The organism is Sorangium sp. So ce296 (assembly GCF_051529605.1).
In the GTDB taxonomy this organism is placed as follows: domain Bacteria; phylum Myxococcota_A; class Polyangia; order Polyangiales; family Polyangiaceae; genus Sorangium; species Sorangium cellulosum_D.
Map to the genome: position 1 here is coordinate 10,048,474 of NZ_CP150325.1, position 24,027 is coordinate 10,072,500.

The following is a 24,027-nucleotide window of genomic DNA, read 5'->3' on the forward strand; positions in this document are numbered from 1 at the left end:
AAGCGAATAGAGAGGGGGCTTCGTCGCTGTTTGGCGCGGCGTAGTCTCGTCTCGAATATCCTAGATACAACGCATTCGAGATCTGAAGGGAACTGTCATGAGTAAGAGAATCCTGCAGACCCGGCGCTCGCTCTCGGGCGCCGCCGCGTTGACTGTTTCGCTTCTGCTTGGAGCTCTCGCTCCAGGGGCGGCGTCCGCCGCGGACCCCGTCGAGAAGCTGCAGGAGTTCGCGCTGGACGAGGTGAGCGTGACCGACGCGTACTACCAGAACATCTCTTCGAAAGAGATCGCGTACATCATGAGCCTCGACCCCAACCGGCTTCTGGCGGGCTTCAAGGCGGTGTCGCAAGGAAAGGACCCTGGGAATGCGACGGGTCTCAATCTCTACGGCGGGTGGGAGGGCGGCTGGAGCCTTCTGCGCGGGCACACGATAGGCCACTATCTGTCCGCCATGGCGCGAGCGTACAAACAGCTCAGTGGCTCCGACGCGGGGCAGAGCGCCGCCATCGCGCAGAAGATCGACTACACGATCGGCCAGTTGAAATCATTCCAAGACGCGAGTCCAAAAGGGTACCTGTTCGCGTCGCCGGAGACGCATTTCGACGTCATCGAGGGGAAGGCCAGCGGCTCCAGCTGGGCGCCGTGGTACACGATGCACAAGATCATCGCGGGCCTCATCGACGTCTACGAGTTCGAGGGAAATGCAACGGCCCTCGAGATCGCGAGCAGGTTGGGGGACTGGGCCTACAATCGCAGCTCAACCTGGAATGCGGACCTTCGAAGGAAGGTCCTGGGCGTTGAGTACGGCGGCATGAACGACTGCCTGTACGATCTGTACAGGCTGACGAACAAGGCCAACCACCTGGCGGCAGCCCACGTTTTCGACGAGGACACGCTCTTCACTCCGATTTCTCAAGGCAACAACGTCCTGCCAGGCAAGCACGCCAATACGCAAATCCCCAAGTTCATCGGCGCTCTGAACCGCTACCGGACGCTGGGCCAAACGGAGAACTTCTACTACACCGCGGCAGAAAAATTCTGGACCATCGTGTTGAGGGATCACACGTATGTCACCGGTGGGAATAGCCAGCTCGAGCATTTTCACGAACCCAGGCAGCTGGACGCGCAAAGGGACAACGTGAACAACGAGACGTGCAACTCGTACAACATGCTGAAGCTGGCGAGGGGGCTCTTCAAAGCCACGGGGGACGTCAAGTATGCCGACTACTACGAGCAGACCCATATCAACGAGATCATGTCTGCCGTCAATCCGACGAACGGAATGACGACCTACTTCAAGCCGATGGGGACAGGGTACTTCAAGCTGTTCGGCAAACCGGAGGACACGTTCTGGTGTTGCAACGGAACCGGCATGGAGAACTATACCAAGCTCAATGATAGCTTGTACTTCCATGACGACACGGATCTGTACGTCAACATGTTCCTCAGCTCGACGTTGAATTGGTCCGCGCGGGGGCTGTCGTTGAAACAGACCTCCAATTTCCCTGTTTCCGACAAGGCGGTTTTCGAGATCGCCGCTGCCCCGGACGATGCGGTCACGATCAACTTCAGAAAGCCCTCCTGGGTTGCTCGGTGTCAGCCCGTGACGATCACGGTCAACGGTCAGGCATGCGACGCAACGGAGGCGAACGGCTATCTTGCGGTAAGTCGCGCCTGGAAGCCCGGAGACAAGGTGGAGCTCACGCTGCCGATGGAGGTGAAGGTGTCGAGACTCCCCGACAACCCCAATGCGGTGGCGTTCGTCTACGGACCGGTCGTCTTGAGCGCCGGTCTCGGGACGGAGAGGATGCTGTCGGAGCCCCAGTGGGCATCCGCGAAGGCTACTATCCCCGCTGGTGTCGTCATCAAAGACACCATCGGCATCAACAACGGTATCACGATCAACGAGTGGATCGCCGACATCGAGAACAACCTGGTTCAAACCCCGGGTACGGTGGAGTTCACGCTGCGGAACACGGACTCCAATAACACGTTGAAGTTCACTCCGCACTATCAGCGATACGAAGATAGGTACGGCATCTACTTCCGCCTCACTGGGACGGCGGGTGAAAACATCCCAGACGACGGCGAGTGCTCGCCCCCTCCTGGAACTGGCAAACTGTGCGATAGCGTCTCGCCTTCGGAAAGCGTCGGAGCGACAAGCAGCGGAGCGACAGGCAGCGGAGCGACAAGCAGCGGAGCGACTGGCGGCGGAGCGACTGGCGGCGGAGCGACGAGCAACGGATCCACTGGCGGCGCGTCCGAGGGCGGCTCCGGTGGTTCGGGGGGCGCGGATGATGGCACCACGGACCAGGGCAGTTCGGGTTGCTCCTGCACGCTCCGTCGTGCTTCGTCGGAACGCTGGCCATTCGCCGCGCTGTTCGGCCTTGGCCTGATCGCGTGGCGCCGGGGGAGACGTCGTGAGGCGCCGCAGGGGTCGCGGACCTTCGGTGCGCGATAAGCCCCCACATCTGCCTGCGCCCGAGTGATCTTTCGCCACTCCGGAGCCCGACATCATCTCGCCCTCCTGGTCCCCGCTGTTGCCGCCCTTGCCCGGCGGCAACAGCGTGAAGGGCGTCATGCGCGGCGGGCGGTCGGGACCTCGTAGGCGAACGAGCCGCGCTCATCGAGGTGGTAGGCGGAGACGTCACGGTCGATCCGCCGCCCGCCTGCGCTCGTGAACATGCGCCGGGGGAAGACGCGCACGCGGGCCTGCGCGGCGCCGGGGAGGAGCTCGAAGCGGCCGGCGCTGAAGCCGTGGAGGCGGGTCACGGCGCGGCCGCCGGGGCCGTCGTGCTCCTCGAGACCGAAGAGGGAGGCGCCCTGCAGGGCGTGGCGCGCGTGGCCGCCGCCGTGGGCGGTGGAGGTGGCGGTGCCCTCGTGCATGTGGCCGAAGAAGTGGGCGGCGAAGCGACCGGCCGGGTCGACCTCCTGGCGGAACTCCTGGCGCGCCTGCGGGTGGAGCCACTCGGGCGGGTGGTGGGTGAGCAGCAGGTTGATGTGGTGGCGCTGCAACCACTCGGGGGCGTACTCGTCGCAAACGGCGTGGAGCTGGCGCGGGTCCACGGCGAGGCGCTCCTGGTAGTCGCCGCCGGTGAGCTGCAGGAAGGCCGAGTTGAGGCCGATGACGCCGAGCTCGAGGCCGTGGAGCGACAGCGAGTACGCGCTGTCGCCCGGCAGGAGGCCGAGCCTCCGGCGGTCGCGGACGTGCCACCGGCAGGAATCGACCCAGTCGGTGTAGGGCCTGAAGATCTGCGCGAGGCGCTCGCGGTAGCCGAGGGAGTCCTGCGCGTCGAACACCTGGTCGCGCAGGCGCGAATTGGCGTGCCACTGCGAGAGGGCGAGCACGTACGGGTCGAGGTCCCTGGGGCGGTTCAGGTCGTGGTTGCCGGGCACGGTGATCAGCCGCGGCTGCGAGCCGAGCTGGTCGAAGCGCCGCCACAGCCTGTCGAGGGTAGCGTCGAGCTTCTGGAACTCGTCGCGCGTGCCGCACTGGGTCAGGTCCCCGGTGAACAGCACGAGGTCCCACGGGCCGCACACGTCGTGCAGGCGCGCGAGGTCGTCGAACAGCGCGGTCATGACGTTCGGCCACAGCCAGCTCGTGCCGCCCATGCCCTGGTGGAGGTCGGTGAGGTGCAGCCAGCCGAGCGAGGCGGGCCTCGCGGGCGTGGACGGCGCCGGCCGCGGGGCGCTCGCGTCCTCCTCGGGAGGGCGGGTCGAGCGCGACAGCTTGGCCGAGGCGTCGGGACCCCGAGGGGCCAGGGCGACGGTCGTCGCGTCGCGTCGGGCGGTCGGCCGCGCGGGCTCCGGCGCGGGGGGCGCGGGCGGCGCGGGCGGGGCTTCTTCGAGCTCGCCCGCGTCCGAGTCCGCGGCTTCTCCGGCGAGCTGGGCCCCTTGCCAGAGCAGCACGTCGGCGCCGTGGGGCGAGATCGTGTGCTCCGCGAGGAGCTTGCGGACGCGTGCGCTGTACTCGAGGTACCCGGTCGGCCTGCCGAGCGCGATGGGCGGGCCGCCGTCGATCGCGGCGAGCCCCCGCGCCATCGTCGTGGTCGCCGGCGGGAAGCGCATGGGATCGCGGGTGTGCAAGATCATCGACGGGAACAGCCAGCCGCCGCCCGGCAGGCTGCGCCCGCGGCGGAGCTCGGCCAGGTGCTCGGCGAGCCAGGCGTCGTCGGCTCGCCATAAAGAAGGCACCGCCGCGTTGACGCCGTCGAGCGCGGCGGCCAGCAGGTTCGCGTTGTTGCCGATCAGGCCGGTGGCGAAGCGGTTGTTCACGTCGCGGCCGTCGACGTGGTCGGCGTTGAAGAGCTGGAGCAGCCGCCGGAGGCCGGCCTCGTCGAGCTTGCCGAGGGAGCCCTCGATCAGCGTGCGCGCTCGCGCGAGCGCGTCCTCCCGCCGGGCGATGCGCTCCGGGTGCAGCCGGGCCCGCGCCTGGAGCAACACCTGTTGGCGATCGAGCATGGGCGGCGACTATATCCTGGCGCGGCTCCCGTCGGCGCGCCTCGCGCGGACGGGCGTGGCCCTGGCCGGGCGAGGCCATCCGAGCGATCATGCCCTCGTGGAAGCCCTGCTCCTCTCCGCGCTGGGGGTCGCGCTGACGCTCGGCCTCGGCGGGGCCGGGCTGCGATGGGCGCTGCGGCGCGCCGAGCGACAGCGGCTGCGCCGGGCGTGCGTCGACGCGATCGCGAAGCTGCGGCCAGCCCGCTTCACCGCCGCGAGGGGCCGAGCGGTGCCCGTCGGCGAGCCGCTCGTCGCGCCCTTCAGCGGGCGCCCGTGCGTCGCCTTCCGGGTCGTGCGCTGGCGGCAGGAGCGCAAGGGCGGCGTCGGCCGCAACAACCTGGGCTTCGTCTGGGTCGTGGACGACGACGCCGAGTGGGCCCCCGACTTCGCCCTCGACGACGGCACGGGCCAGGCGCTCGTCCGACCGAGCGGCCACGTGCGCTTCGACCTCGCGGACGCCGAACCGCCCCCGGACGCCGCCGGCCACGTCCACGCCTTTCGCGAGCGCTACGGGCACGAGCGCGCGTCGTTCTTCGCCGGCTTTCACGGCGCGGTTCGCTACCGGGAGACGGTCATCGAGGTGGGGCAGCCCGTGCTCGTCGCGGGCGCCGCCGCCGTCTCGAGCCCGCTCGACGCGAACGATGCGCGGGACGGCCATCGCGCGCCGCCGCGACCGATCGAGCTTCGGCCCGACGACGACCCGCTCTACATCGGCGACGGCCGACGACCGGACGCGTGAGCCCCGATGTCCACCGCGATGGACGACCTCGTGTAGGGGAGCGCCCGCGTCGCGCGCGCAAGTCGACGGAATCCCGGTTCGCCTCCATCTCGGCCGCCGCCCCCGAGCGCGCCTCGGAGCATCACCGGCCAGGGATCCGGAGCGAGAGTGCAACGCAAAGGCGCAAAGACGCAAAGACGCAAAAAAAAGATTTGTAGTTTTGCGCCTTTGCGCCTTTGCGCCTTTGCGTTTATTTCTCTATCGCTCGTGAGGCAGAACCCTGGCGGGAGTTCTGATCCGGGGAGCGAATTAGGGCACCACCCCTGCAGGTCGCTGCCGCCTGGTCTGGACTACCGCCCGGCCGACCTGCATGTCGCCGCCGTCTGGTCAGGACCACCCTCCGGCCGACCTGCATGTCGCAGCCGCCTGGTCAGGACCACCCCCCGGCCGACCTGCATGTCGCCGCCGTCTGGTCAGGACCACGCCCCGGCCGACCTGCATGTCGCCGCCGCCCGGTCAGGACCACCCCCCGGCCGACCTCCAGGTCGCTGCGGTCCGGCCGCGACCCCATTCCCCTTCCATCCCCTCATCTCGGCTCCGCCGGACTCCCCGCGCCGGCGGCGGGCGCGTCGAGCGGCACGGTCGTCGTGCAGGTCCCCGCCGCGACCTCCACCGTGCGCCCGGCGAGCTTCACCCTGGCCGCGTCCCGGCCCCCCGCGCGGCTCAGCCGCACGAGCTCCCGGCCCGTCTTCGCGTCGTAGAAGAGCTCCTCGGTCTCGAGCCGCCCGGGGTCGCACGCGTCGGCCCCCGCTTCGTCCGCGCTCTTCCAGGCGCGGAGCTCCGCCTCGACCGTCACGTGCACCACGTCGGGCGCGAACCGCACCTCGAGCCGCTCCTCGGGGATACACGCCATCCGGTTCATCGCCGTGAGGTCCGTCGTCCGCAACACCATGCCCGCATGGAAAACGAGCAGCGCGCCGTCCGGCCGCGACAGGACGTGATCCTCGATCTCGCCCTGGGTGCTGTTCAGGTAGCGCGTCAGCAGCCACGGCGAAGGGCCCGTGCAGCGATCCGCGCCGTGGCGATCGCAGAGCGAGCGCTGCGCCTCGGCCTCCGTCGCGGGCTCCTTCGGCTCCACCTTCGGGTCGTTGTCCCGGTAGAGCTGCTCGTAGGCGTCGAGCCAGCCCCGCGCGACGACGAGCCTCGGCGCGAGGAAGTCGCCTCTGGACGGGGCTTCGCGGCGCTCGACGAGCACGCCGCACGGCATGCCGGGGCCCGCCTTGGCCCTGGCCGCGGCCGTGGGCGACAGGAAGAACGACCGGGCGAAGGCGGCGCGGGCCAGCTCGGCCTCGCCGCGCAGCTCGTCGAGCAGACCGAGGTTGTACCAGATCTGGGCGGCGAGCTTGTCGTCGGGCCCGAGCTGCTCGGCGCGCTGCAGGTCGGCGGCGGCCGCGTCGAGGTCCGCGCCGAGGCGCATCCGGGCGTGGCCGCGCTCGGCGAGGGCGCGCGGCTCGTGCGGCATCGCGGCGAGCGCGCGGTCGAAGGCGGCGATCGCCTCGGCGTACCGGCCCTCGCGCGCGGCGGCGCGGCCCCGGCCGAGGGCGCCGAGGTACGCCGCGCGATCCACCGGCGCCGCGTCGACGCGAGGTGACCCGGGCAGCGCGGCGGCCGAGCCGCTGGGCGTGGGGGCGAGCGCCGCGGCGCCGCCCGAGGCGATCGGGGCGACGGCCGCGTCGCTCGACGCGGCGGCCGGAGCCGCGGCGCCGGCGAGCGCCTCGGGCGCCGGCTGGAGCGCGGCCGAGGGATCCGGCGCGCAGTCGCGGCACCCGGGCGCGGCGAGGACCAGAAGGAGCGGCAAGGAACGACACACACGCATCGGTCGCCCAGGATAACCGAAGACCGCGCGCCAGGGCCGGACCGCAGACCGGAGGAGTTGGGGGATCCTTGCTCGTCGCTGCCGGCGCGTGCGTGCGCCGAGGGCACGCCGCGCCCCGCCTCGGGACCGCGGACCGCAAGCCCTGCGAGCACGGAGCCTGCTCGGGCACCTCTTCGGCGGCCGACTGGCGGGGATTGCGCGAGCCGCCTCTGGTTCGGGATAGTTACTCGGATTCTACGCAGATGGCATCACCGAGCGAGCGAGAGTCGGTCGCGCGGACGTTGCAATCGTACCCTGCACCGTCAATGGAGCCACCTCCACCGATCCTCGCAATTCCCCACAGCCCGACGTGAGGGCATATCTCCTCCGCGTAGGCGGAGGCGGTCGCGAAATCCACGTGCTCGAAGCCCTCGATGCACTGCTCTCCGCCTCTCACCACCGCAAAGGTGGTCCCGCCGATGTCGAAGAGCTCGTAGTTGGGCTTGCAGAGCGTGTAGTCCAGCTCGCGGGTATCGTTCGCATGCTGCTGGCAGCTGTTCCACGGGCCATCTATCGAACCCCCGTCCGCGATACGAAAGACTCCTGAATAGGGGAGCTCGTCGCAGCGGCCGACGAACGTCCAGAAGGCATCCGCCGCGGTCAACGGTGCGTATCCTACCGGGCAACCATCTCCTTCGTAGACTTCGTACTCCACCGCCTGAGCTTGCGCGGGTGCGCCCAGCGAGATTGCTCCGGCGACGAGGCCGCAAGTCAGGGCGCGCATGAGCGTCATATGATAGGTGTGTTTCATTTGTCCGCCAATGGGTTGTGATGGTTTATGTGTCCAAACCGAGCGCGTGGTCGGCGCAGGGGTTCATCGGTGCCTCTCGGCCACGGCGCAAGATGCGCTGCGGGCTCCGCAGTGGAGCGCCCGTCCCGTGCTCCGTCGGCCGGTGCGGAGGTATCATTTGCACAGGTGGAAACTCTGTCAACGTCGAAACGAGCATTCCGTTTTCATGGATATCTCTGGTTGAGATGGAAATGGCAATCGGATGACCAGAGTGTGCGGCGACATGGTGGGCGTCGCCAGCCAGCGGGCTGGAACGGCGGCGTTCGAGGAGTGAAACAGTGCTATCGCTGCTGCGGGGAGTCGAGCCGGGGAGCGAACCGCCGATCGCCCAGCGCTGGAGGACGCGCCGCGGATGCAGCTCGACCGCGAGCGGCTGAAGACCGTGTCCGCTGGAGCGACGCGCAAGAGCAGCGTCGAGGAGCATTTCGTCTCCATCCTCGACTCGTATTCTTCCGTGGTCGATCGCCACGGAATCGCCGAGGAGGATCCCTGGGAGGATGATGACGATTGGAACGGCCGATGCGCGGGCCGGAAGGGCGCACCCGCCGCCGCTCACCTCACGGCTGGACGCCGGTCCGAGGTGGCGATCGGCTCAGGGGAGGCGCGCGCGCGACGCGACCCAGCGCGCGATCTGGTCGCCGAGGATCGGCAGGGTGACCGCGCCCGCGCCGAGCAGCGCGTCGTGGAACCCCTTGATGTCGAACCGGGGCCCGAGCTTCTGCTCGGCGTCCTTGCGCAGCCGCAGGATCTCCAGCTGCCCGACCTTGTACGCGAGCGCCTGCCCGGGCCAGGTGATGTAGCGATCGACCTCGTTCACGACGACGCCCTCGCCGAGGATCGTGTTCTCCATCATGTACGTCACGGCCTGCGCGCGGCTCCAGCCCTTCGCGTGGATGCCCGTGTCGAGCACGAGCCGGCACGCGCGCCAGGCGTCGGCGCTCAGCATCCCGAGCCGATCGAGGTCGCTGGAGTAGAGCCCCATCTCGTTCGCCAGCCGCTCGCTGTAGAGCCCCCAGCCCTCCGTGAACGCCATGACGTTCGCGTGCTTGCGAAACGCGGGCACCTCGCCGAGCTCCTGCGCCAGCGCGACCTGGACGTGGTGGCCAGGGATCGCCTCGTGGAACGCGACGACCTCGGACTCGAAGCGGCGGCGCGTCTCGGGGGCATACGTGTTGACGAAGTACGTCCCGGGGCGGCTCCCGTCCTGCGCGGGCTCGCGGTAGAAGGCGGGCGGGGAGTGCTTCTCCTCGAACGCCTCCATGCGCTTCACGACGAGCGGGGTCCGGGGCAGGGCGCCGATCCACGCAGGGAGCGCGGCCCTGGCCCGCGCGACCGCCGCCGCCGCCGCCGCCTCGACCTCGTCGCGCGTGGCGTAGGCGAGCGCCTTGTCCTCGCGGAGGCGGCGCTGGATCTCCGCGAAATCCGCGGTGCCGAGCGCCTTCGCGCCGAGCGCCTTCATCTCGTCCCGGATGCGCGCGACCTGCTCGAGGCCCATCGCGTGGACCTCGTCGGCCGAGAGCGCGAGCGAGGTGCTCGCCTGGATGAGGCGCGCGTAGCACGCCTCGCCGCCGGGCACGTGGGACAGGCCCGCGCGCGCCTGGTCCCTGGCGCGCGGCAGGATCTCGCGGGCGAGCGCCTCCCGGTAGCGCGAGAAGGCCGGACGGGCGCCGCCCTCGACGGCCTGCTCCACCGCCGCCGCGAACGATTTCTGCTCCGCTTCCGGCCAGTCGGGGTGCGCGGCGTCGCGGGGGCTCATGAGCGCCCACTCGCCGGAGGGCTTCGCGAGCAGCTCGTCGAGCTGGGCGATCACGCGCTCCACCGTGGCGCGCGGGGCCACCTTGCCCTGTTCGAGCGCTCGCTGGAGCCGGTCGGTGCGAGCGTCCACGTACGCGCCGATCTTGCTCCAGCGCGCGACGAGGGCGCGGCCCTCCTCCACCGTGCGCACCGTCTGGACCCGCGCGAGCTGGAAGAGCTCGACCTGCGGCCCCCCGAGCTGGTCGGCCGTCCACGCCGAGAGGTCACACGCGCGCCACGCGAGGTCGCTCTCGATCTCATGGACAAGCATCCCGTGCGTGACGCGATCGGGGAGCGCGAGGGACGCCGCGTCGATCGCGCGCGCCCGCCCGAGCAGCGCCTCGAGGCGCGCGATCTCGCGCGCGCGGCCGGCCTCGGTGACGTCGGGGAGGCGGTCGTCGTGGCTGCGGAAGCCGAGGAACGTCGCGTCAACGGGCTCGGCCGCGAGCCGGCCGTCCCAGTACTCGCCGGCGAGCGCCGCGAGCCGCGCCGCCGCGGCGGAGCCTTGCGTCTCGGTGCGCCCCGGCGCCGCCGGCGACCGGGGATCGGTGCAGGCGAGCGGGGTCAGGGCGAAGAGCGCCAGCGACAGCAGCACGGTCCGTGATGAATGGAACAAGGAGCCCTCCAGCGTGGATGCGATGATGCCTCTTCCCGTCAAGGCGCGCGCACGATCGCCTGGTGGATGCCAGTTGCCTCGGTGCTCCGTCGCTCGATCGTACATCGACGGCGTCGATTTCATGCGCCCGAGCGCTCCCGCGCAAGCCGGGGCGAATTTTGCAGGAAGTGGCGCTCAGTCCACATAGCTCTCGGCCTTCGACGCCATCACCAGGACGAGCGGCGAAGAGCCGAGGAGGTTGCGCTCGATGGTGTCGCAGATGCGCGTGAGCGGCAGGTCGTTCGGCTCGTGGCCGAACGGGTCGTCGAGCTCCCCGCCGAGCGCCTCGATCATCAGGACGGGGTAGGCCACCATCATCGTCACCAGGGGCGTCATGAACCCGATCGCGTTGATGAGGGCGAGGGGCAGCGTGGCCAGGTAGAGCGCCACGCCACGCCGGAGGAGCAGCACGTAGCCGAGCGGCGTCGGCGTCTTGAGGATGCGCTCGCAGCCCCCGAGGCAGTTGACGAGGACGTTCAGCTCCTCCTCGGCGCACACCGCCATGTTGCGCTCGAGGCTCCCGGCCCGCGCGAAGGCCGCGAGGCGCTCGGAGACCTGCTGCGCGGCGTAGAGCGGCGGGTGGGGGTGCGCCGCCATGGCCTCGACCTGCCCCGCGGCGTACCAGCAGGGGGCCTATGCCGCAACGCCGCCAGCCCCAAGGGGGTAAGCCCGCCCGTCGCACGACCGGACCCGGGCGCCTGGCGCGGGCGCGCCGGACGCGGGAGACTCGCCAGTCCGACCGGGCAGGGCAGACCGCGGTGGCTCTGCGCGCCCGCGTCGCCTGGAGCCGTCGATTGAAGCCCCTCTCCCCCGTCGTCCTGTTCTGGGTGGCCTCCCTCCTGGCCTGGCTCCTCGTCGTCGTCGCGGCGCGGCGCCGCCGCGGCCGGCTCTACGCCCGGTTCGTCGGCGTGCTGCTCGGCATCCACACGCTGATCGCGTGCGCGCTCTTCCGCCACGTCGGCCCGCTCGCGCCGGCGTTCGCGTACCTCCACGGCGCGGTCTACCTGCACTTCCTCCTGCTCTCGCGCCCGCGGATGCGCCCGCTCGCCTACCGGGCGCTCGTGAGCATCCCGGCGTCCTACTTCGTGGCGGCGACCTTCCTGTCGTTCCCTTGGGCCATCGCGGGCGCCCTCGGCGCGACGCCGTACGGCCTCTGGGCGCCGTTCGCCCTCGCCGGCGTCGGCATCCTCCAGTCGCTCACCGCCCGCCGCGAGGAGGTCGAGCTCGTTGTCGACCGCGCGCGCGTCGACGGGCTGAAGCGCCACCCGCTCCCGCGCGAGGGCGCACCCCCCGCGCGCCGCCCGCTCCGCATCGTCCAGATCACCGACCCTCACCTCGGCCCGTTCATGTCCGTCGCGCGGCTCCGCGGCATCTGCGAGCGCGCGGTCGCGCGCGATCCGGATCTCGTCGTGCTCACCGGCGACTACCTGACCATGGAGTCGCAGGACACCGCGGAGCACCTCGCCGAGGCGCTGTCCCCGCTCCGCGCCCTGGAGGGCCGCGTGTTCGCGTGCCACGGCAACCACGATCACGAGTCGCCCCGCCTCGTCGCGACCGCGCTCGCCCGGGCCGGGGTGCGCCTGCTCGTCGACGAGGCGGCGCTCGTCGAGACGGCCGCGGGGCCGGTCCAGGTGCTCGGGATGGACTTCCACTACCGCGATCGCGCGGAGCGCATGGCCGAGGTCTGCGCCCGGCACCCGCGCGCGCCCGGGGCGCTCCGGCTCGTCCTGCTCCACGATCCGGGTGCGTTCCGCCTCCTCGGCGAGGGCGAGGGGGATCTCGTGCTCTCCGGCCACACCCACGGCGGGCAGCTCGGATTGGTCAGCCTCGGCGGCTCCTGGACCGCCCTCCGGCTCTTCGTGAACATGCCCGATCACGGCCTGTGGGCCCGCGGCCCGGACCGGCTCTACGTGCACCGCGGGACAGGGCACTACGGCTTCCCCCTCCGGCTCGGCGTCCCCGCCGAGGAGAGCGTGCTCAAGGTGCACCTCGCCGGCGACGGCGCGTGACAGGCGAGCTCCCGCCCGGGGGGCCGACGCCGGCCGCCCCGCGCCCCGAGGGGCGCGTTCCAGAGTGGATGGATGCTTCGCGGAGGAGGCCCGACGCGCCAGGGCGGCGCGGCGATCGACTCCGCGCCTCGCGCGGCGACGGCTGAGCGCGCAGGCGGGCGCGCGCGGGTAGGTAGGCGGCCGGGCGTCAGGCCTTTTCGAGGAACTTGCGCACCTGGGACTCGATGGCGCTGCCGGGGACGATGAACGGCTTGTCCGTGATGTCGACCGAGAAGCTCTGCGCGGCGATGGCATAGGAGCCCTTCACCGTCCCCGCCGGCGTGGGCACCGAGAACGTGCCGTTGCCCTCGTTGCCGCTGAACTGACCACCGGCCTTCTCGATCGCTGCCTTGGCCTTCGCGACGATGTCTTGAGCGGAGCCGGGGAAGGGGACTGAGAAGCTGTGCTTTGCCATGTCGTCTCCTCGTTTGGGGTGCTCGGTCGCGATCCGGACGCGACGAGGCTCGGCAGAGCCTAGTGCGCCCGCGCCGGAGGTACCAGCGCGAATCGACCGGCGCCGCAGCACCCGGGGGATGGAGCGCGCGCGGCCCCGGCCTCCGGCGCGCTCGCGATCTCCGGCGTGCTTTCCGTGGGGCTCCGGCGTGGCTCCGGCGCAGCGCCGCCGTGTCGCGCCGCGGGGAGCCGGGCGGGGATCCGCAGGACGGAGCGGCCCGCCGATTCGACGCGCAGGCGAGGATTGCGCTTGACAAGATGGACATAATTGCCGCTTTTTAAGCGCGGATTGCCCCCATCCGTGAACCGAGGACTTATGAACCACTCCCATCTCAAGCCGTGGATCCTCCGCCGAGCGGGGCGGGTGTCCGCGCTCGTGCTCGGCGCGCTCGCGGCGAGCGCTGGATGCGCGACCTCGCAGGGCCCCTCCGCGGAGGCTCCTTCCGCCGGCGCCGCCCCGGGCGCCGACACGGGCGCCGCGGCGAGCGCCGGGCCCGCGCAGACCAACCTGCTCAAGGCCTCCGATTTCAACGACGACAAGAGCCTGCCCTGGACCACCTCGTTCACCGCGCCGGGCGCGGGCAGCGCCGAGGTGAAGAACGGCGCCTATTGCGTGACGGTGACGAACAAGGGGTCGAACAACTGGGACGCCCAGTTCCGCCACCGGGAGATGGTGATCCAGAAGGGGCACAGCTACACGATCCAGTACAAGGCGTGGGCGTCCGCGCCCACGAAGGCGCGCCCGAAGGTCGGCATGTCGGGGCCGCCGTACGACGAGTACTGGTTCGAGACCGTCGAGCTCGGGACCGAGCCCAAGACCTTCTCCGGCAAGTTCTCGATGGCGAAGGCCGACGACGCGACGGCGGAGCTCGCCTTCCACATCGGCGGCGCGATGGCGTCGGCCAAGGAGCCGTTCGAGGTCTGCATCGACGACATCCGCCTCGACGACCCGGAGTTCAGGGCCGCCGCGCCCGCGGGCGACGCGGCGGCGGCGGCGCCGAAGGTCGCCGTGAACCAGGTCGGGTATCTGCCGGGCGCGATCAAGATCGCGAGCGTGAGCGACGCCGCGACCGCGCCGCTCGCGTGGGAGCTGCTCGACGGCTCGGGCAAGCCGGTCGCGCGCGGCCAGACCAAGGTCTTCGGGAAGGACGGCGCCTCCGGCGATCACGTCCACCTCGTCGATTTCACCGCCCACAAGGCGCCGGGCCAGGGCTACGTGCTCAAGGTCGGCGAGGAGAAGAGCTACCCGTTCGACATCGGCGCCGACATCTACCAGAAGCTCAAGTACGACGCGCTCGCGTATTTCTATCACAACCGGAGCGGCATCGAGATCAAGATGCCTTATGCCGGCAAGCCCGAGCTGGCGCGCCCGGCCGGGCACCTCCAGGACAAGAGCACGCGCTGCCTCAAGGGCAGCGGCTGCGACTACGCGCTCGACGCGTCCCGCGGCTGGTACGACGCCGGCGATCACGGCAAGTACGTGGTCAACGGCGGCATCTCGGTGTGGACGCTGCTCAACTGGCACGAGCGGACGAAGCACCTCGGCAGCTCGAGCGCCGATTTCGGCGACGGCAAGCTGAGCATCCCCGAGGGCAAGAACAACGTGCCCGACATCCTCGACGAGGCGCGCTGGGAGATCGAGTTCCTGCTGGGGATGCAGGTGCCGGAAGGCAAGCCGCTCGCCGGCATGGTGCACCACAAGATGCACGACGACGCGTGGACGGGCCTCGGCCTCGCGCCGCACGAGGACAAGATGACGCGCTCGCTGCACAAGCCGAGCACGGCGGCGACGCTCAACGTCGCTGCCGTCGGGGCGCAGTGCGCGCGCGTCTGGAAGACGGTGGACGCGGCGTTCTCCGCGCGGTGCCTCAAGGCCGCCGAGCGCGCGTGGGCGGCGGCGAAGCAGAACCCGGCCCTGTACGCGCCGCCCGGCGGCGACAAGGGCGGCGGGCCGTACGACGACACCGACGTCAAGGACGACTTCTACTGGGCCGCGGCCGAGCTCTTCGTCACCACCGGGAAGCCGGAGTACAAGCAGTACCTCCAGGCCTCGCCGCTGAACGCGCGGTTCCCGACGGAGGTCGACGGGGTGGCCTCGTCGATGAACTGGAAGGTCACGGACGCGCTCGGCCAGATCTCGATGGCGATCGTGCCCGGCCACGTCGACGCGGCGTGGCAGCAGCAGATCCGCGGCCGCATCGCGAAGGCCGCCGACCAGTACCTCGCGATCGCCGAGAAGGAGGGCTACCGGACGCTCGTCCAGCGGACGCCCGCCGGCAAGTACGAGTGGGGCTCGAACTCCTTCGTGCTCAACAACATGCTCGTGGTCGCGCTCGCCCACGACTTCACCAAGCAGCCGAAGTACCTCGACGGGGTGGTGCTCGGCATGGACTACCTCCTCGGGCGCAACGCGCTCGGGCAGTCGTATGTGACCGGCTACGGCGACAAGCCGCTCGAGAACCCGCACCACCGGTTCTGGGCCCACCAGGCGAACAGCAAGTACCCGAAGGCGCCGCCCGGCGCCGTATCCGGCGGCCCGAACTCCTCGCTGCAGGACCCCCACGTCCAGAGCGCCGGCCTCAAGGGGTGCGTCGCGCAGCGGTGCTTCGTCGACCACATCGAGGCCTGGAGCGTCAACGAGATCACGATCAACTGGAACGCGCCGTTCGCGTGGGTGACCGGCTTCCTAGACGAGAAGGCGAAGAAGTAGGGTCGCCGAGCCGAGGGCGGGCGCTCCGGAGCGCGCGTGCGCTCCGGGGCGCGGCCCCGCCGGCCCAGCCCACAGGCTGGAGAGATCGCGCCATCGACCCCACGACGCCCGCCGCCGTGGCCGGCTCGCTGGCCAGCACCCTGAGCCGCCGACCTCAAGGAGGCGCGGAGGAGCTCGCCCCCCGCGGGCCGACCGCGGCACGTGGTGGGGCCGCGCTACCCTTTCCGCATGAGCGCACCGCCGCTCCCTCGCCTGCGCGCCGTGGACCTGAACCTGCTCACCGTGCTCGACGTCATGCTCGCCGAGCGCAACGTGACACGGGCAGCCGAGCGCCTCGGCATGACCCAGCCAGCCGTGAGCAGCGCTCTGGCCCGGATGCGGCTGCTGTTCGACGACGATCTCTTCGTACGTTGCGGCAAGGAGATGGCTCCGACGCCGCGCGCCCTCTCGCTCGCCGGCCCGATCCGGAGGGCACTCGACCTGATCCAGGCCTCGCTGGCTCAGCCTGACGCCTTCGACTACACGGCGAGCCACACCTTCAAGCTGGGGATCGGCGACCTCGGAGAGGCCGTTCTCTTGCCCCGGTTTCTGCGGTGGCTCGAGCAGCTCGGCGCTCGCGTCCGGATCGAGATCTGCCGCGAGCCCGGGGCCCTGCTGCAGAATGAAATGCGGCTCGGCAAGGTCGAGCTCGTCCTGGATCACGTCGTCATCCCGGGCGAGGGGTTCCGGCGAGAGCGCGTGCTCGACGTCGAGCTCGTCCCGCTGGTGCGCCAGGATCACCCGACCGTGGGGCCATCCTTGACCGTCGACGAGTACATGGCGCTCGAGCACGTCATCCTCGAGCCGCGCGAGGGCCAGACCGACCTGGCGGAGCACACCCAGGCCGCCGTGGGGCGATCGCGGCGCGTGCAGGTGCAGGTCCCCCATTATCTATCGATGCCGTTCATCGTCTCGCAGTCGAACCTCGTCTGCACGCTGCCGCTCCCCCTGGCCCGGCTGTTCGAGCAGCACTTCCCCGTCCGGGTCGTAAGCTGTCCGCTGCCCATCCAGCCGATCCCGCTGTTCATGATGTGGCACGTATGTCAGGAGGCCGACCCGGCCCATCAGTGGCTCCGGCGATCCCTCGCCGATCTCTGCAGCCGCGTCTGACCCGTCCTCGGCAGCCGCGTCTGACCCGTCCTCGGTGGGCGGGCTGGTTCAAGAAGAGGTGCGACCCCGGATTCCGCGGAATATTCGCGCCGGTGAACTGACTCATACCGTTTCTTGATTGGGCTTTGCGTGGGTCCCCGCCCATGAAATCCGCGCGCTCAGGGCCGCACGAGCAAGCGGCGGCCGAGCGAAGAGCGACCCGAGCTCGCGGCCAGGTGCCGCGGACCTGGGGGGCCATCCACACGGAGAGAACACATCATGTTCGGATTGTCATCTGTCCGCCGAAAGCGAGGTCGAGGCGGGACGCTTCATGTCCTGGGCAGCGAGCGCGCGGCGGCCATCGAGCCCGGAGAGACGCTGCTCAGCGCAGCCGCGCGCGCAAATATCCCCTTCCCCCGGCTGTGCAACGTGGGCGAGTGCGGTACTTGCAAGTGCCGGCTCACCAAGGGGCGTGTCCGCCTCAAAAAGGACATCTCTGGCCACGTCACGCCCGAGGAGCTCTCTGCCGGCTTCATCCTCGCCTGCCAGAGCCTGGCCGAGTCGGAGGACGTGGCGGTCGAGGTCCCGGGCGTGGGCCGCGAGCGCTCGACGAGCCGTGCGCCGGTGCAGCCGGTGCAGACTGACGCGAGCATCACGCGCGCGACGCCGCTCGCGCCCGGCATCCTCGCGATCGAGGTCGGGCTCGCCGCGGAGATCCGCTACGTGGCCGGGCAGTATGCGCAGCTCACGTCGCCCGGCGTTCCTGGGCTTGGCGAGCCGCGCTGCTACTCGTTCGCCGAGGCGCCGGCTCGAGCCTCGCCGCGAAGGGCGCTCTTTCATATCCGCCACGTCCCGGGCGGCGCCTTCACCGATTGGCTCTTCGCCGCCGATCGGACGGGCTCGCGCCTCTGCTTCTCGGGGCCCCACGGCGGCTTCCGCTACCACGAGGCCGAGCGGCCGCTCCTCTGCGTGGCAGGAGGTACCGGCCTCTCGCCGATAAGCGCGATCCTCGAGCAAGGGATCTCGGACGGGCTGGCTCGCGACGTGACGCTGGTCGTCGGCGCGCGCACCCAAGAGGACCTCTACGGGCTCGACACCATCGCCTCGATCGAGGAGCGATGGCGAGGGCGGTTCGCCTTCGTTCCCGTGCTCTCGCGAGAGCCCGCAGGCTCGAGCTGGACAGGGCGGGAGGGGCACGTCACGGACTACCTCCGTGAGGTCGCCGCGGCCCACGCCGATCGCGCGGCCTACCTGTGCGGTCCGCCCGGGATGATCGACGCCGCGCTCCACGTGCTGCGCGGCGTGATCCCGCCGGACCACTTGCATTACGACAGGTTCCTGGATCGCGGCTCGATCGCCCTCGCCACCCGGGCGGGCGGAAGAGCCCGGACACCGCGCGCGGAAGGAGGGTCATCATGCTCGGAAGTGCTCTGATCGCCGTCGCTCTCATCGCGATCTTCGCCGCGTTGGAGACCGCGTTCGGCCTGTACCGTCGCCCCGGCGTGCTCACCATGCGGGAGCTCGGCGCGAGCCTCGTGGGGCTCGGCAGCTTCCTGCTGGTGCGTGGCGCATCCTTCGCAGCCTTGATCTGGGCGTTCAAGGCTCTCTGGCCGCGCTCCGAGGGGGCGCTCGCGGGCGTGAGCTTCTGGCTCGCCTTCCCGATCTACGTGCTCGTCGAGGAGTACGCGGTATACTGGTTCCACCGCAAGAGCCATGAATGGCCGTGGCTGTGGCGTGTCCACAAACCGCACCACGCCCCGCGCAACATGAACATCGGCGTCGGGTACCGGCAAAACTGGTTGTGGCATGTGCTGGTGCCGGGCGCGTGGTTGGCCCCGGCCGTCGTCTGGCTCGGCCAGCCTGGCGCCTACGCGGCTGGATTGGCCTTCAGGACGCTGATGGTCTTGATGGAGCACTCCGATCTCCGCTGGGATCTGCCGCTCCAGCGCAACCGCTTCACGCGCCCCTTCATGTGGGTGATCGAGCGCGTCGTCTCGCTGCCCGACACCCACCATGTCCACCACGGCGTCGGCCGCTACGGCAATGCCATGAAGAACTATGGCGTCGCCCTCATCTGCTTCGATGTGATCCATGGCACGCTCATGATCCCGCATGCCCGGCAGGAGGGCTTCGGGCTGCCCGACGACGCGCCGGTCGAGCCCTGGGCTGAGCAGCTTTTCTGGCCGTTCGTGCGCTCGACGAGCTCGACGAAGAAGGTGGAGAAGGTGGCGGCCCGCCGCCCGTCGATCGAGCCAGCGCCGACGGCGGCCGCGCTCGCCGCGGCAGAGGCGGTCATTTACACCGCCGATGGCCGCGCCGTCGTGGTGCGCTGAGCCGCCCCCGGGCTGGATGGGGCGCCCGCGCGATCCCGGCATGACGTCCGGAAGATCGGCGCCCCCATCATCCAGGTTCCGCCCCGTCACGACGTCGGGTCGGGCAGCCCGAGGCGTTCAAGAAGTTCGTCCGCGAGCACCATCGCCCGAGCTTCCTCGAATACTCGGAGTACGAGGGGGTCACGGTGAAGGAGATCAAGCGGGCGCTCCAGGTCGAAAAGGGGTTCTCGGCGATGCTCGACGCCATGCAGTGAGAGACCGGAGGGAGCCGAGATGACCGCACCGACGACGGCGCCGCGGACCTACAACCAGACCCACGCGCCCCGGAGCTACGCCGCCGGTCGGCGCCGCGTCAGCATCTACGCCTCCTGGACGTACCCGGGGGAGGCGAACCTGGACGTCAACGTGCTGGACGACCGGTACAACACCATGTTCGAGTTCCGCCGGGTGTTCTATCCGGAGTTCGAATGGGCGGCGAGCCCACGTTCGTACCAGCAGGGCATCGCGGGGGTACTGGAGCTGATCCTCCGGACCTGGGCGCCGTTCCAGCAGTTCGCCGAGGAGGTCACGGGACAGCCGGTCCCCCTGTTCCAGGGGATCGATCAAGCCGGCTACCCGCTCCCGCTCGACGAGCGGGTGCTCGCGGACGCGGACACGCTGCTCGTGTTCGGCACCGAGATCCTGCGCGCCCAGATGGAGCCGTCCCCGGAGGAGATCGAGGCGGTCCGACGCTTCCTGGCGCGCGAGGGGACCTGCCTGGTCGTCGGCCCGCACCACGACATCGGACGATCCGACGACCCAGAGGAGCGCGAGAAGGAGTTCCACCACCACGGCGACGTCGCGACGCCGCGCCGGCAACGCTTCGGCGGCTACGCCCGGGCCCTCTTGAAGGGGCTCGGGGTGCCCGTCGAGAACCGCTGGGGGCTCCGGTCCGCGGTCGTCCCGGGGACCCGCGACGTCACGCCGCTGTGCGTCCTGAGGGATCTGGACACGCGCGGCTTCCTCGAGGGGGTCACGGTGTTCAACTACCATCCTCACCTGCCCCATTATGCGGTGACCATCGACGACCCGAGGTCAGTTCATGTCCTGGCCACGCGGCCCATCGACATGACGAGGCCGCCGCACCCCTTCACGGAGGCGGGCAACCGGGAGTTCAACGCGGTCGTCTGGGTGCCTCCGGACGGCGACCGCGCCGGCGACGTGCTGGTGGCAGACTCCACCCTCTTCAGCTCGCTGTACGGCGTCACGGACAGCCTGAAGCAGTTCTGGCGAAACATCGTGAGGGGAGGCGGCGCGCAATGACGCTCGAGCTCGACGACATCCAGAGCGGCATCCTCCGTCCCCGGCCGACCCCCTACGCGGCGACCTACCTCCTCGTCCGCATCGACGACCCGATCGACGGGCGGAGGCTGATGCAGCGCGCGAGCGAGCTGGTGGCGTCGGCCGCGAGCGCGACGAGCCCGGACAGGGATGCGTGGGTGAACGTGGGCCTCACCTTCCAGGGCCTCAGGGCGCTGGGGGTGCCGCAGGCTTCGCTCGACAGCTTCCCGCCGGAGTTTCAGCAAGGGATGGCCGCGCGCGCCGCCGTGCTGGGCGACACCGGCGAGAGCGCCCCTGCCCACTGGGAGGCGCCGCTCGGCACGCCGGACGTCCATGTGGTGTTCGCCGCCATCGCGCCGGACGCCGAGGGCCTCGCGGCGCGGATCGATCGCGCGCTGAAGGCGATCGGCGCGCTGCCGGGGCTCGCGGCGGTCTGGCGCGAGGACTGCCACGTGCTCGCCAGCGGGCAGGAGCCCTTCGGGTTCATGGATGGTGTCAGCCAGCCCGCGATCGAGGGGAGCGGCATCCCAGGCACGAACCCCGACGAGCCCCCCTTGAAGCCGGGTGAGTTCGTCCTCGGCTATCCCGACGAGCTGGGCGGCCTGCCGCCGATGCCCACGCCCGAGGTGCTGGGCAGGAACGGCACCTACGCGGTCCTGCGCAAGGTGCGCCAGCGCGTCGCGGCGTTCCGCCAGTTCCTGAAGGAGAGCTCGGCGAATCCCGAGGAGGAGGAGTGGCTCGCCGCCAAGATGATGGGGCGCTGGCGGAGCGGCGCGCCGCTGGCGCTCAGCCCGGAGAAGGACGATCCCGCCCTGGGCGCCGACCCGACGCGCAACAACGCCTTCCTCTACCGTGACGATTCGAAGGGGTACAAGACCCCTCCGGGCTCGCACATCCGGCGCGCGAACCCGCGCGACGCGCTGGGGGGCGGAGACACGGTGCGGATCCACCGCGTGCTCCGGCGCCGCACGACCTACGGCCCGCCGCTGCCGGAGGGCGCCCTGGAGGACGACGGCGCCGACCGGGGCCAGGTGCTCCTGTTCATCGGCGCGCACCTGCGCCGGCAGTTCGAGTTCGTGCAGTCGGTCTGGCTCAACGACAGCGAGTTCATCGGAGCCGGCGCGGACCGAGATCCCATCGCCAGCACCGGCGAGGGGGGCGGCGGCTTCACCATCCCGCGCTGGCCGGTCCGCCGCCGCGTCCAGGGCCTGTCCCGGTTCGTGGTCACGCGCGGCGGAGAGTACTGCTTCATGCCCGGGCTGCGCGCCCTGCGCTGGCTCGCCGCGCTCGGCACGTGACCAGGCCCACGCGGCGACCCCCACCGGGACCGCGGTCGAGCGGAGGATCACGTTCGCGGACGGGGCCCGCGAACCCACCGCCAAAGAGCGCCCACAGCCGAGGGCGCCCGCGCCCGTCGAGGGTCCGCCTCCACGCCGAACGCGGCAATGGTGAGCACCGACATGATCGCACCGAAGACATCGAGCCTCATGAAGACCGCGATCCCGACGTGCAATCCGACCGTGGCTGCTACCCAGAGCCGCCGGGTCCGACGTGGCCAGATGAAGAACGGGTACCCGATCTCCACGAGCAGCACCATCCACCCCGCGGCCATGGCGACCCACGCGTGGTGAGCGAGCCACGAAAAATCGAACCGCCGGTACTCGGGCAGCATGAGCGAGCGCCATATCGCGTCGCCGTCCCACCACGCTGAGCCCACCGCCTTTTCCAGACCACTCGAAAGGTAGACGAGACAAAGGTGCAGCTGTACCACCCGCAGCGCGAGACGCGCAGTCGCGCTCGGCTCGGGCGGCGCTCGTCCGAAGACACGATCGAGCGACAGCGCAGCGCCAGAAGGCATGAAGATGAGGTAGAACAGGAAGATGTTCGCGAACTGATCTGCTCCGTAGTTCGTCCGCTCCGCGGTCACCATCAACGTGAAATGCACGAGCCAGGCGCACGCCGCGGAGGACCTCGTCCTCCAGCCGAGCAGGAGGCCAGCCAGCGACAGCGCGTAGAGGACACCCACCCCAGCGATCACCGAGCTCTCACCGACCCCGATGCGCGAAAATGCATTCACGAGGTGGCCGATCCGGGGGAAGCCGATCGCGCCAGACCCGTCGAGGAGCTGTCCCTGAACGATGCCCGAACGCGAGTACAGCTCGGAGGCGATGGGCGCGATCAGCGCCGCCTGCGTCAAGAGGACCGACGCGAGCCCTATCCGGAGCGCCGCCAGGGGCCGCGCCGACGCGGGGGCGAACGCGAACCGCCCCATCGAGCCCCACAGGCGCGCAGCTGCCTCTCTAGCGTTCGGCAGGCGCAGGGTATGGGTCCGCTGCCTCATGGCGTCGCCTCCTTGCTGACCTCGCCGGCGGCGAGCTGGGCCTTCAGGGTGAACTTGGCCCGATATTCGACATACCACTGCGGCTGCTTGCCCGCGCGAACCTCCGCCATCGAGGGCAGGTCGTAGCTCTCGAGCCGGATGACGACGCTGTCCGCCTCTGGGTGCTTGGCGAACACCTTCGCTACCCAGGACGCGACCAGGGAGCGCCTCACGGCCGGGTCCTGCTCATCCCAGTACATATCGATGATATTTTTGACGCGGAGGTCCGCTTCCCGGCTCGCTCCTGTCTCCAGCACATCGGTCGTCAGCGTTCCCGCGCGATCCCTGACCTCGAAGGTGGCCCAGGGCAAGGGCCCGACGCTCGGAGCAAAGAAGGAATACGCGCTGCTGGCCCCGGAGAGCGCGCCATAATAACCCACCGCGCGCTCCACCCATCCTCCGGGCGGCAAGCGCACATGCAGCACGCCCAGCACGAGCACGAGCCCGAGGTGGGTCGCGGCAGCGGGAAGCACGAGGAGCGCGTGCTTTCCTATCTTTCCTGTCTCGTCCATGGAGCTTACCCCGGCGGAGCCGTATTGCGCGGGGCGTGCCACCCGCTTTCGCCACCCACGTTTCCAATGCGTCGCCGCCGGGCCGCAGAGCGGGCCGCGGTCGGAGGGCGACGCTCGACGCGCGATGTCTCAGCGCAATCGCCCGCGATGATCGACTCCGCGCTCGGCAGAGCGGACCCGGCGTTCGGTGATGGCCGCGCCCGGCTCCGTGTCCATCCTGTGTCTAGCGCCGAAACGGCCGGTAATATCCGGCGGCGGGCCGGTAATATCCGGCGGCGGGCCGGTAATATCCGGCGGCGGGCCGGTAATATCCGGCGGCGGGCCGGTAATATCCGACAGCCGGCCGGTAAAATCTGGCATCCGGCCGTAAGGCGTGCCGCTCGTTGTCAAGCGATGGTGGCGCTGCTGTCTCCTCGACGAGGTTCAGGTTGTCGATGGGCACCGTGGTCGCCGCAGAAGCCAGCGCAGAGAGCCCGCACACTCCTGCGCTGACGGCGACGAGGCCAAGAAGTTTCACATGGTTCATCTGTCGGCTCCTTCCCTCTTCGGTCGCGCCGTGGGCGTGACGCTCCGCCCGTACGCACGACGTTGCGCCCATGGCGATGCAGGAGACGGGCCGAGTTCGACCGGCGCGGCAGGTGGCAGGCCGCTGATCGCTGCGCACAAATCATTCCTGACAATATCTGGGTTAATCAGGTGAAGGTGTGCAATGCGTCAGCGGTGCGCGGCGACACTGCGGCACCAGCGGCAATACAGCCATTCGTGGCGGTC

The 24,027-nt window shown here is 70.2% G+C and carries 18 protein-coding genes; 9 read left to right on the forward strand and 9 right to left on the reverse strand.

Annotated features, from left to right (window positions below; translation table 11 throughout):
• Window positions 1-97: 97 nt before the first annotated feature.
• Window positions 98-2,461 carry a beta-L-arabinofuranosidase domain-containing protein gene (locus tag WME98_RS37375; RefSeq protein WP_437946451.1) on the forward strand — a complete coding sequence of 788 codons (2,364 nt, stop codon included), beginning with the start codon at window positions 98-100 and terminating at the stop codon, window positions 2,459-2,461.
• Window positions 2,462-2,577: 116 nt separating this feature from the next.
• Here WME98_RS37375 and WME98_RS37380 read toward each other — a convergent pair whose 3' ends face one another.
• Entirely contained in the window at window positions 2,578-4,461 is a 1,884-nt protein-coding gene (locus WME98_RS37380) for a metallophosphoesterase family protein (RefSeq protein WP_437946452.1), read from the reverse strand.
• On the opposite strand from WME98_RS37380, the gene WME98_RS37385 reads away from it, so the two are divergent.
• Window positions 4,460-5,239 (forward strand): hypothetical protein, encoded by a 780-nt coding sequence (locus tag WME98_RS37385; protein WP_437946454.1) that lies wholly within the window; start codon window positions 4,460-4,462, stop codon window positions 5,237-5,239. The genes WME98_RS37380 and WME98_RS37385 overlap by 2 nt on opposite strands.
• A 565-nt stretch (window positions 5,240-5,804) precedes the next feature.
• Here WME98_RS37385 and WME98_RS37390 read toward each other — a convergent pair.
• From WME98_RS37390 to WME98_RS37405, 4 genes are all read right to left on the reverse strand, one after another.
• Window positions 5,805-7,076 carry a hypothetical protein gene (locus tag WME98_RS37390; RefSeq protein WP_437946455.1) on the reverse strand — a complete coding sequence of 424 codons (1,272 nt, stop codon included), beginning with the start codon at window positions 7,074-7,076 and terminating at the stop codon, window positions 5,805-5,807.
• Window positions 7,077-7,317: 241 nt separating this feature from the next.
• The gene (locus WME98_RS37395) at window positions 7,318-7,884 is read right to left on the reverse strand and encodes a hypothetical protein (protein WP_437946456.1); all 567 of its coding nucleotides are present in this window, start codon (window positions 7,882-7,884) and stop codon (window positions 7,318-7,320) included.
• A gap of 631 nt (window positions 7,885-8,515) precedes the next feature.
• Window positions 8,516-10,333 (reverse strand): DUF885 domain-containing protein, encoded by a 1,818-nt coding sequence (locus WME98_RS37400; RefSeq protein ID WP_437946457.1) that lies wholly within the window; start codon window positions 10,331-10,333, stop codon window positions 8,516-8,518.
• A gap of 174 nt (window positions 10,334-10,507) precedes the next feature.
• Window positions 10,508-10,969: a bestrophin family ion channel gene (locus WME98_RS37405; protein ID WP_437946459.1), complete on the reverse strand. Its 462-nt coding sequence runs from the start codon at window positions 10,967-10,969 to the stop codon at window positions 10,508-10,510.
• Window positions 10,970-11,166: 197 nt separating this feature from the next.
• Between WME98_RS37405 and WME98_RS37410 the strand changes: the two genes are divergently transcribed.
• Window positions 11,167-12,381 (forward strand): metallophosphoesterase, encoded by a 1,215-nt coding sequence (locus WME98_RS37410; RefSeq protein WP_437946460.1) that lies wholly within the window; start codon window positions 11,167-11,169, stop codon window positions 12,379-12,381.
• 187 nt (window positions 12,382-12,568) lie between these two features.
• Here the strand turns inward: WME98_RS37410 and WME98_RS37415 are convergent, their stop codons facing one another.
• Window positions 12,569-12,835, reverse strand: a complete 267-nt coding sequence (locus WME98_RS37415) for a hypothetical protein (protein ID WP_020734582.1) — start codon at window positions 12,833-12,835, stop codon at window positions 12,569-12,571.
• 354 nt (window positions 12,836-13,189) lie between these two features.
• On the opposite strand from WME98_RS37415, the gene WME98_RS37420 reads away from it, so the two are divergent.
• The 6 genes from WME98_RS37420 (at window position 13,190) to WME98_RS37445 (ending at window position 21,662) form a co-directional block, all read left to right on the forward strand.
• Window positions 13,190-15,583 (forward strand): glycoside hydrolase family 9 protein, encoded by a 2,394-nt coding sequence (locus WME98_RS37420; RefSeq protein WP_437946462.1) that lies wholly within the window; start codon window positions 13,190-13,192, stop codon window positions 15,581-15,583.
• A 228-nt stretch (window positions 15,584-15,811) separates the two neighbouring features.
• Window positions 15,812-16,732 (forward strand): LysR family transcriptional regulator, encoded by a 921-nt coding sequence (locus WME98_RS37425; protein WP_437946464.1) that lies wholly within the window; start codon window positions 15,812-15,814, stop codon window positions 16,730-16,732.
• A 258-nt stretch (window positions 16,733-16,990) separates the two neighbouring features.
• A complete protein-coding gene (locus tag WME98_RS37430; protein ID WP_437946466.1) occupies window positions 16,991-18,145 on the forward strand; it encodes a 2Fe-2S iron-sulfur cluster-binding protein in 1,155 nt (384 codons plus the stop codon).
• The gene (locus tag WME98_RS37435) at window positions 18,127-19,044 is read left to right on the forward strand and encodes a sterol desaturase family protein (protein WP_437946467.1); all 918 of its coding nucleotides are present in this window, start codon (window positions 18,127-18,129) and stop codon (window positions 19,042-19,044) included. The genes WME98_RS37430 and WME98_RS37435 overlap by 19 nt, the downstream gene beginning before the upstream one ends.
• 273 nt (window positions 19,045-19,317) lie before the next feature.
• Entirely contained in the window at window positions 19,318-20,346 is a 1,029-nt protein-coding gene (locus tag WME98_RS37440; RefSeq protein WP_437946468.1) for a hypothetical protein, read from the forward strand.
• A complete protein-coding gene (locus WME98_RS37445) occupies window positions 20,343-21,662 on the forward strand; it encodes a Dyp-type peroxidase (RefSeq protein WP_437946469.1) in 1,320 nt (439 codons plus the stop codon). The genes WME98_RS37440 and WME98_RS37445 overlap by 4 nt, the downstream gene beginning before the upstream one ends.
• A gap of 47 nt (window positions 21,663-21,709) precedes the next feature.
• On the opposite strand, the gene WME98_RS37450 is transcribed toward WME98_RS37445, so the two are convergent.
• From WME98_RS37450 to WME98_RS37460, 3 genes are all read right to left on the reverse strand, one after another.
• Window positions 21,710-22,705: an HTTM domain-containing protein gene (locus WME98_RS37450; protein ID WP_437946471.1), complete on the reverse strand. Its 996-nt coding sequence runs from the start codon at window positions 22,703-22,705 to the stop codon at window positions 21,710-21,712.
• Window positions 22,702-23,256 carry a hypothetical protein gene (locus WME98_RS37455; RefSeq protein WP_437946473.1) on the reverse strand — a complete coding sequence of 185 codons (555 nt, stop codon included), beginning with the start codon at window positions 23,254-23,256 and terminating at the stop codon, window positions 22,702-22,704. The genes WME98_RS37450 and WME98_RS37455 overlap by 4 nt, the downstream gene beginning before the upstream one ends.
• 223 nt (window positions 23,257-23,479) lie before the next feature.
• Window positions 23,480-23,782, reverse strand: a complete 303-nt coding sequence (locus tag WME98_RS37460) for a hypothetical protein (RefSeq protein ID WP_437946475.1) — start codon at window positions 23,780-23,782, stop codon at window positions 23,480-23,482.
• Between the last annotated feature and the right edge of the window lie 245 nt (window positions 23,783-24,027).

What these genes read in the sequence shown, in the direction of transcription:
- WME98_RS37375 (WP_437946451.1), top strand. Translation starts at nt 98, where the DNA reads ATGAGTAAGAGAATCCTGCAGACCCGGCGCTCGCTCTCGGGCGCCGCC.
- WME98_RS37450 (WP_437946471.1), bottom strand. Translation starts at nt 22,705, where the DNA reads ATGAGGCAGCGGACCCATACCCTGCGCCTGCCGAACGCTAGAGAGGCA.
- WME98_RS37385 (WP_437946454.1), top strand. Translation starts at nt 4,460, where the DNA reads ATGGGCGGCGACTATATCCTGGCGCGGCTCCCGTCGGCGCGCCTCGCG.
- WME98_RS37430 (WP_437946466.1), top strand. Translation starts at nt 16,991, where the DNA reads ATGTTCGGATTGTCATCTGTCCGCCGAAAGCGAGGTCGAGGCGGGACG.
- WME98_RS37435 (WP_437946467.1), top strand. Translation starts at nt 18,127, where the DNA reads ATGCTCGGAAGTGCTCTGATCGCCGTCGCTCTCATCGCGATCTTCGCC.
- WME98_RS37405 (WP_437946459.1), bottom strand. Translation starts at nt 10,969, where the DNA reads ATGGCGGCGCACCCCCACCCGCCGCTCTACGCCGCGCAGCAGGTCTCC.
- WME98_RS37440 (WP_437946468.1), top strand. Translation starts at nt 19,318, where the DNA reads ATGACCGCACCGACGACGGCGCCGCGGACCTACAACCAGACCCACGCG.
- WME98_RS37455 (WP_437946473.1), bottom strand. Translation starts at nt 23,256, where the DNA reads ATGGACGAGACAGGAAAGATAGGAAAGCACGCGCTCCTCGTGCTTCCC.
- WME98_RS37425 (WP_437946464.1), top strand. Translation starts at nt 15,812, where the DNA reads ATGAGCGCACCGCCGCTCCCTCGCCTGCGCGCCGTGGACCTGAACCTG.
- WME98_RS37395 (WP_437946456.1), bottom strand. Translation starts at nt 7,884, where the DNA reads ATGAAACACACCTATCATATGACGCTCATGCGCGCCCTGACTTGCGGC.
- WME98_RS37415 (WP_020734582.1), bottom strand. Translation starts at nt 12,835, where the DNA reads ATGGCAAAGCACAGCTTCTCAGTCCCCTTCCCCGGCTCCGCTCAAGAC.
- WME98_RS37420 (WP_437946462.1), top strand. Translation starts at nt 13,190, where the DNA reads ATGAACCACTCCCATCTCAAGCCGTGGATCCTCCGCCGAGCGGGGCGG.
- WME98_RS37445 (WP_437946469.1), top strand. Translation starts at nt 20,343, where the DNA reads ATGACGCTCGAGCTCGACGACATCCAGAGCGGCATCCTCCGTCCCCGG.
- WME98_RS37460 (WP_437946475.1), bottom strand. Translation starts at nt 23,782, where the DNA reads ATGAACCATGTGAAACTTCTTGGCCTCGTCGCCGTCAGCGCAGGAGTG.
- WME98_RS37380 (WP_437946452.1), bottom strand. Translation starts at nt 4,461, where the DNA reads ATGCTCGATCGCCAACAGGTGTTGCTCCAGGCGCGGGCCCGGCTGCAC.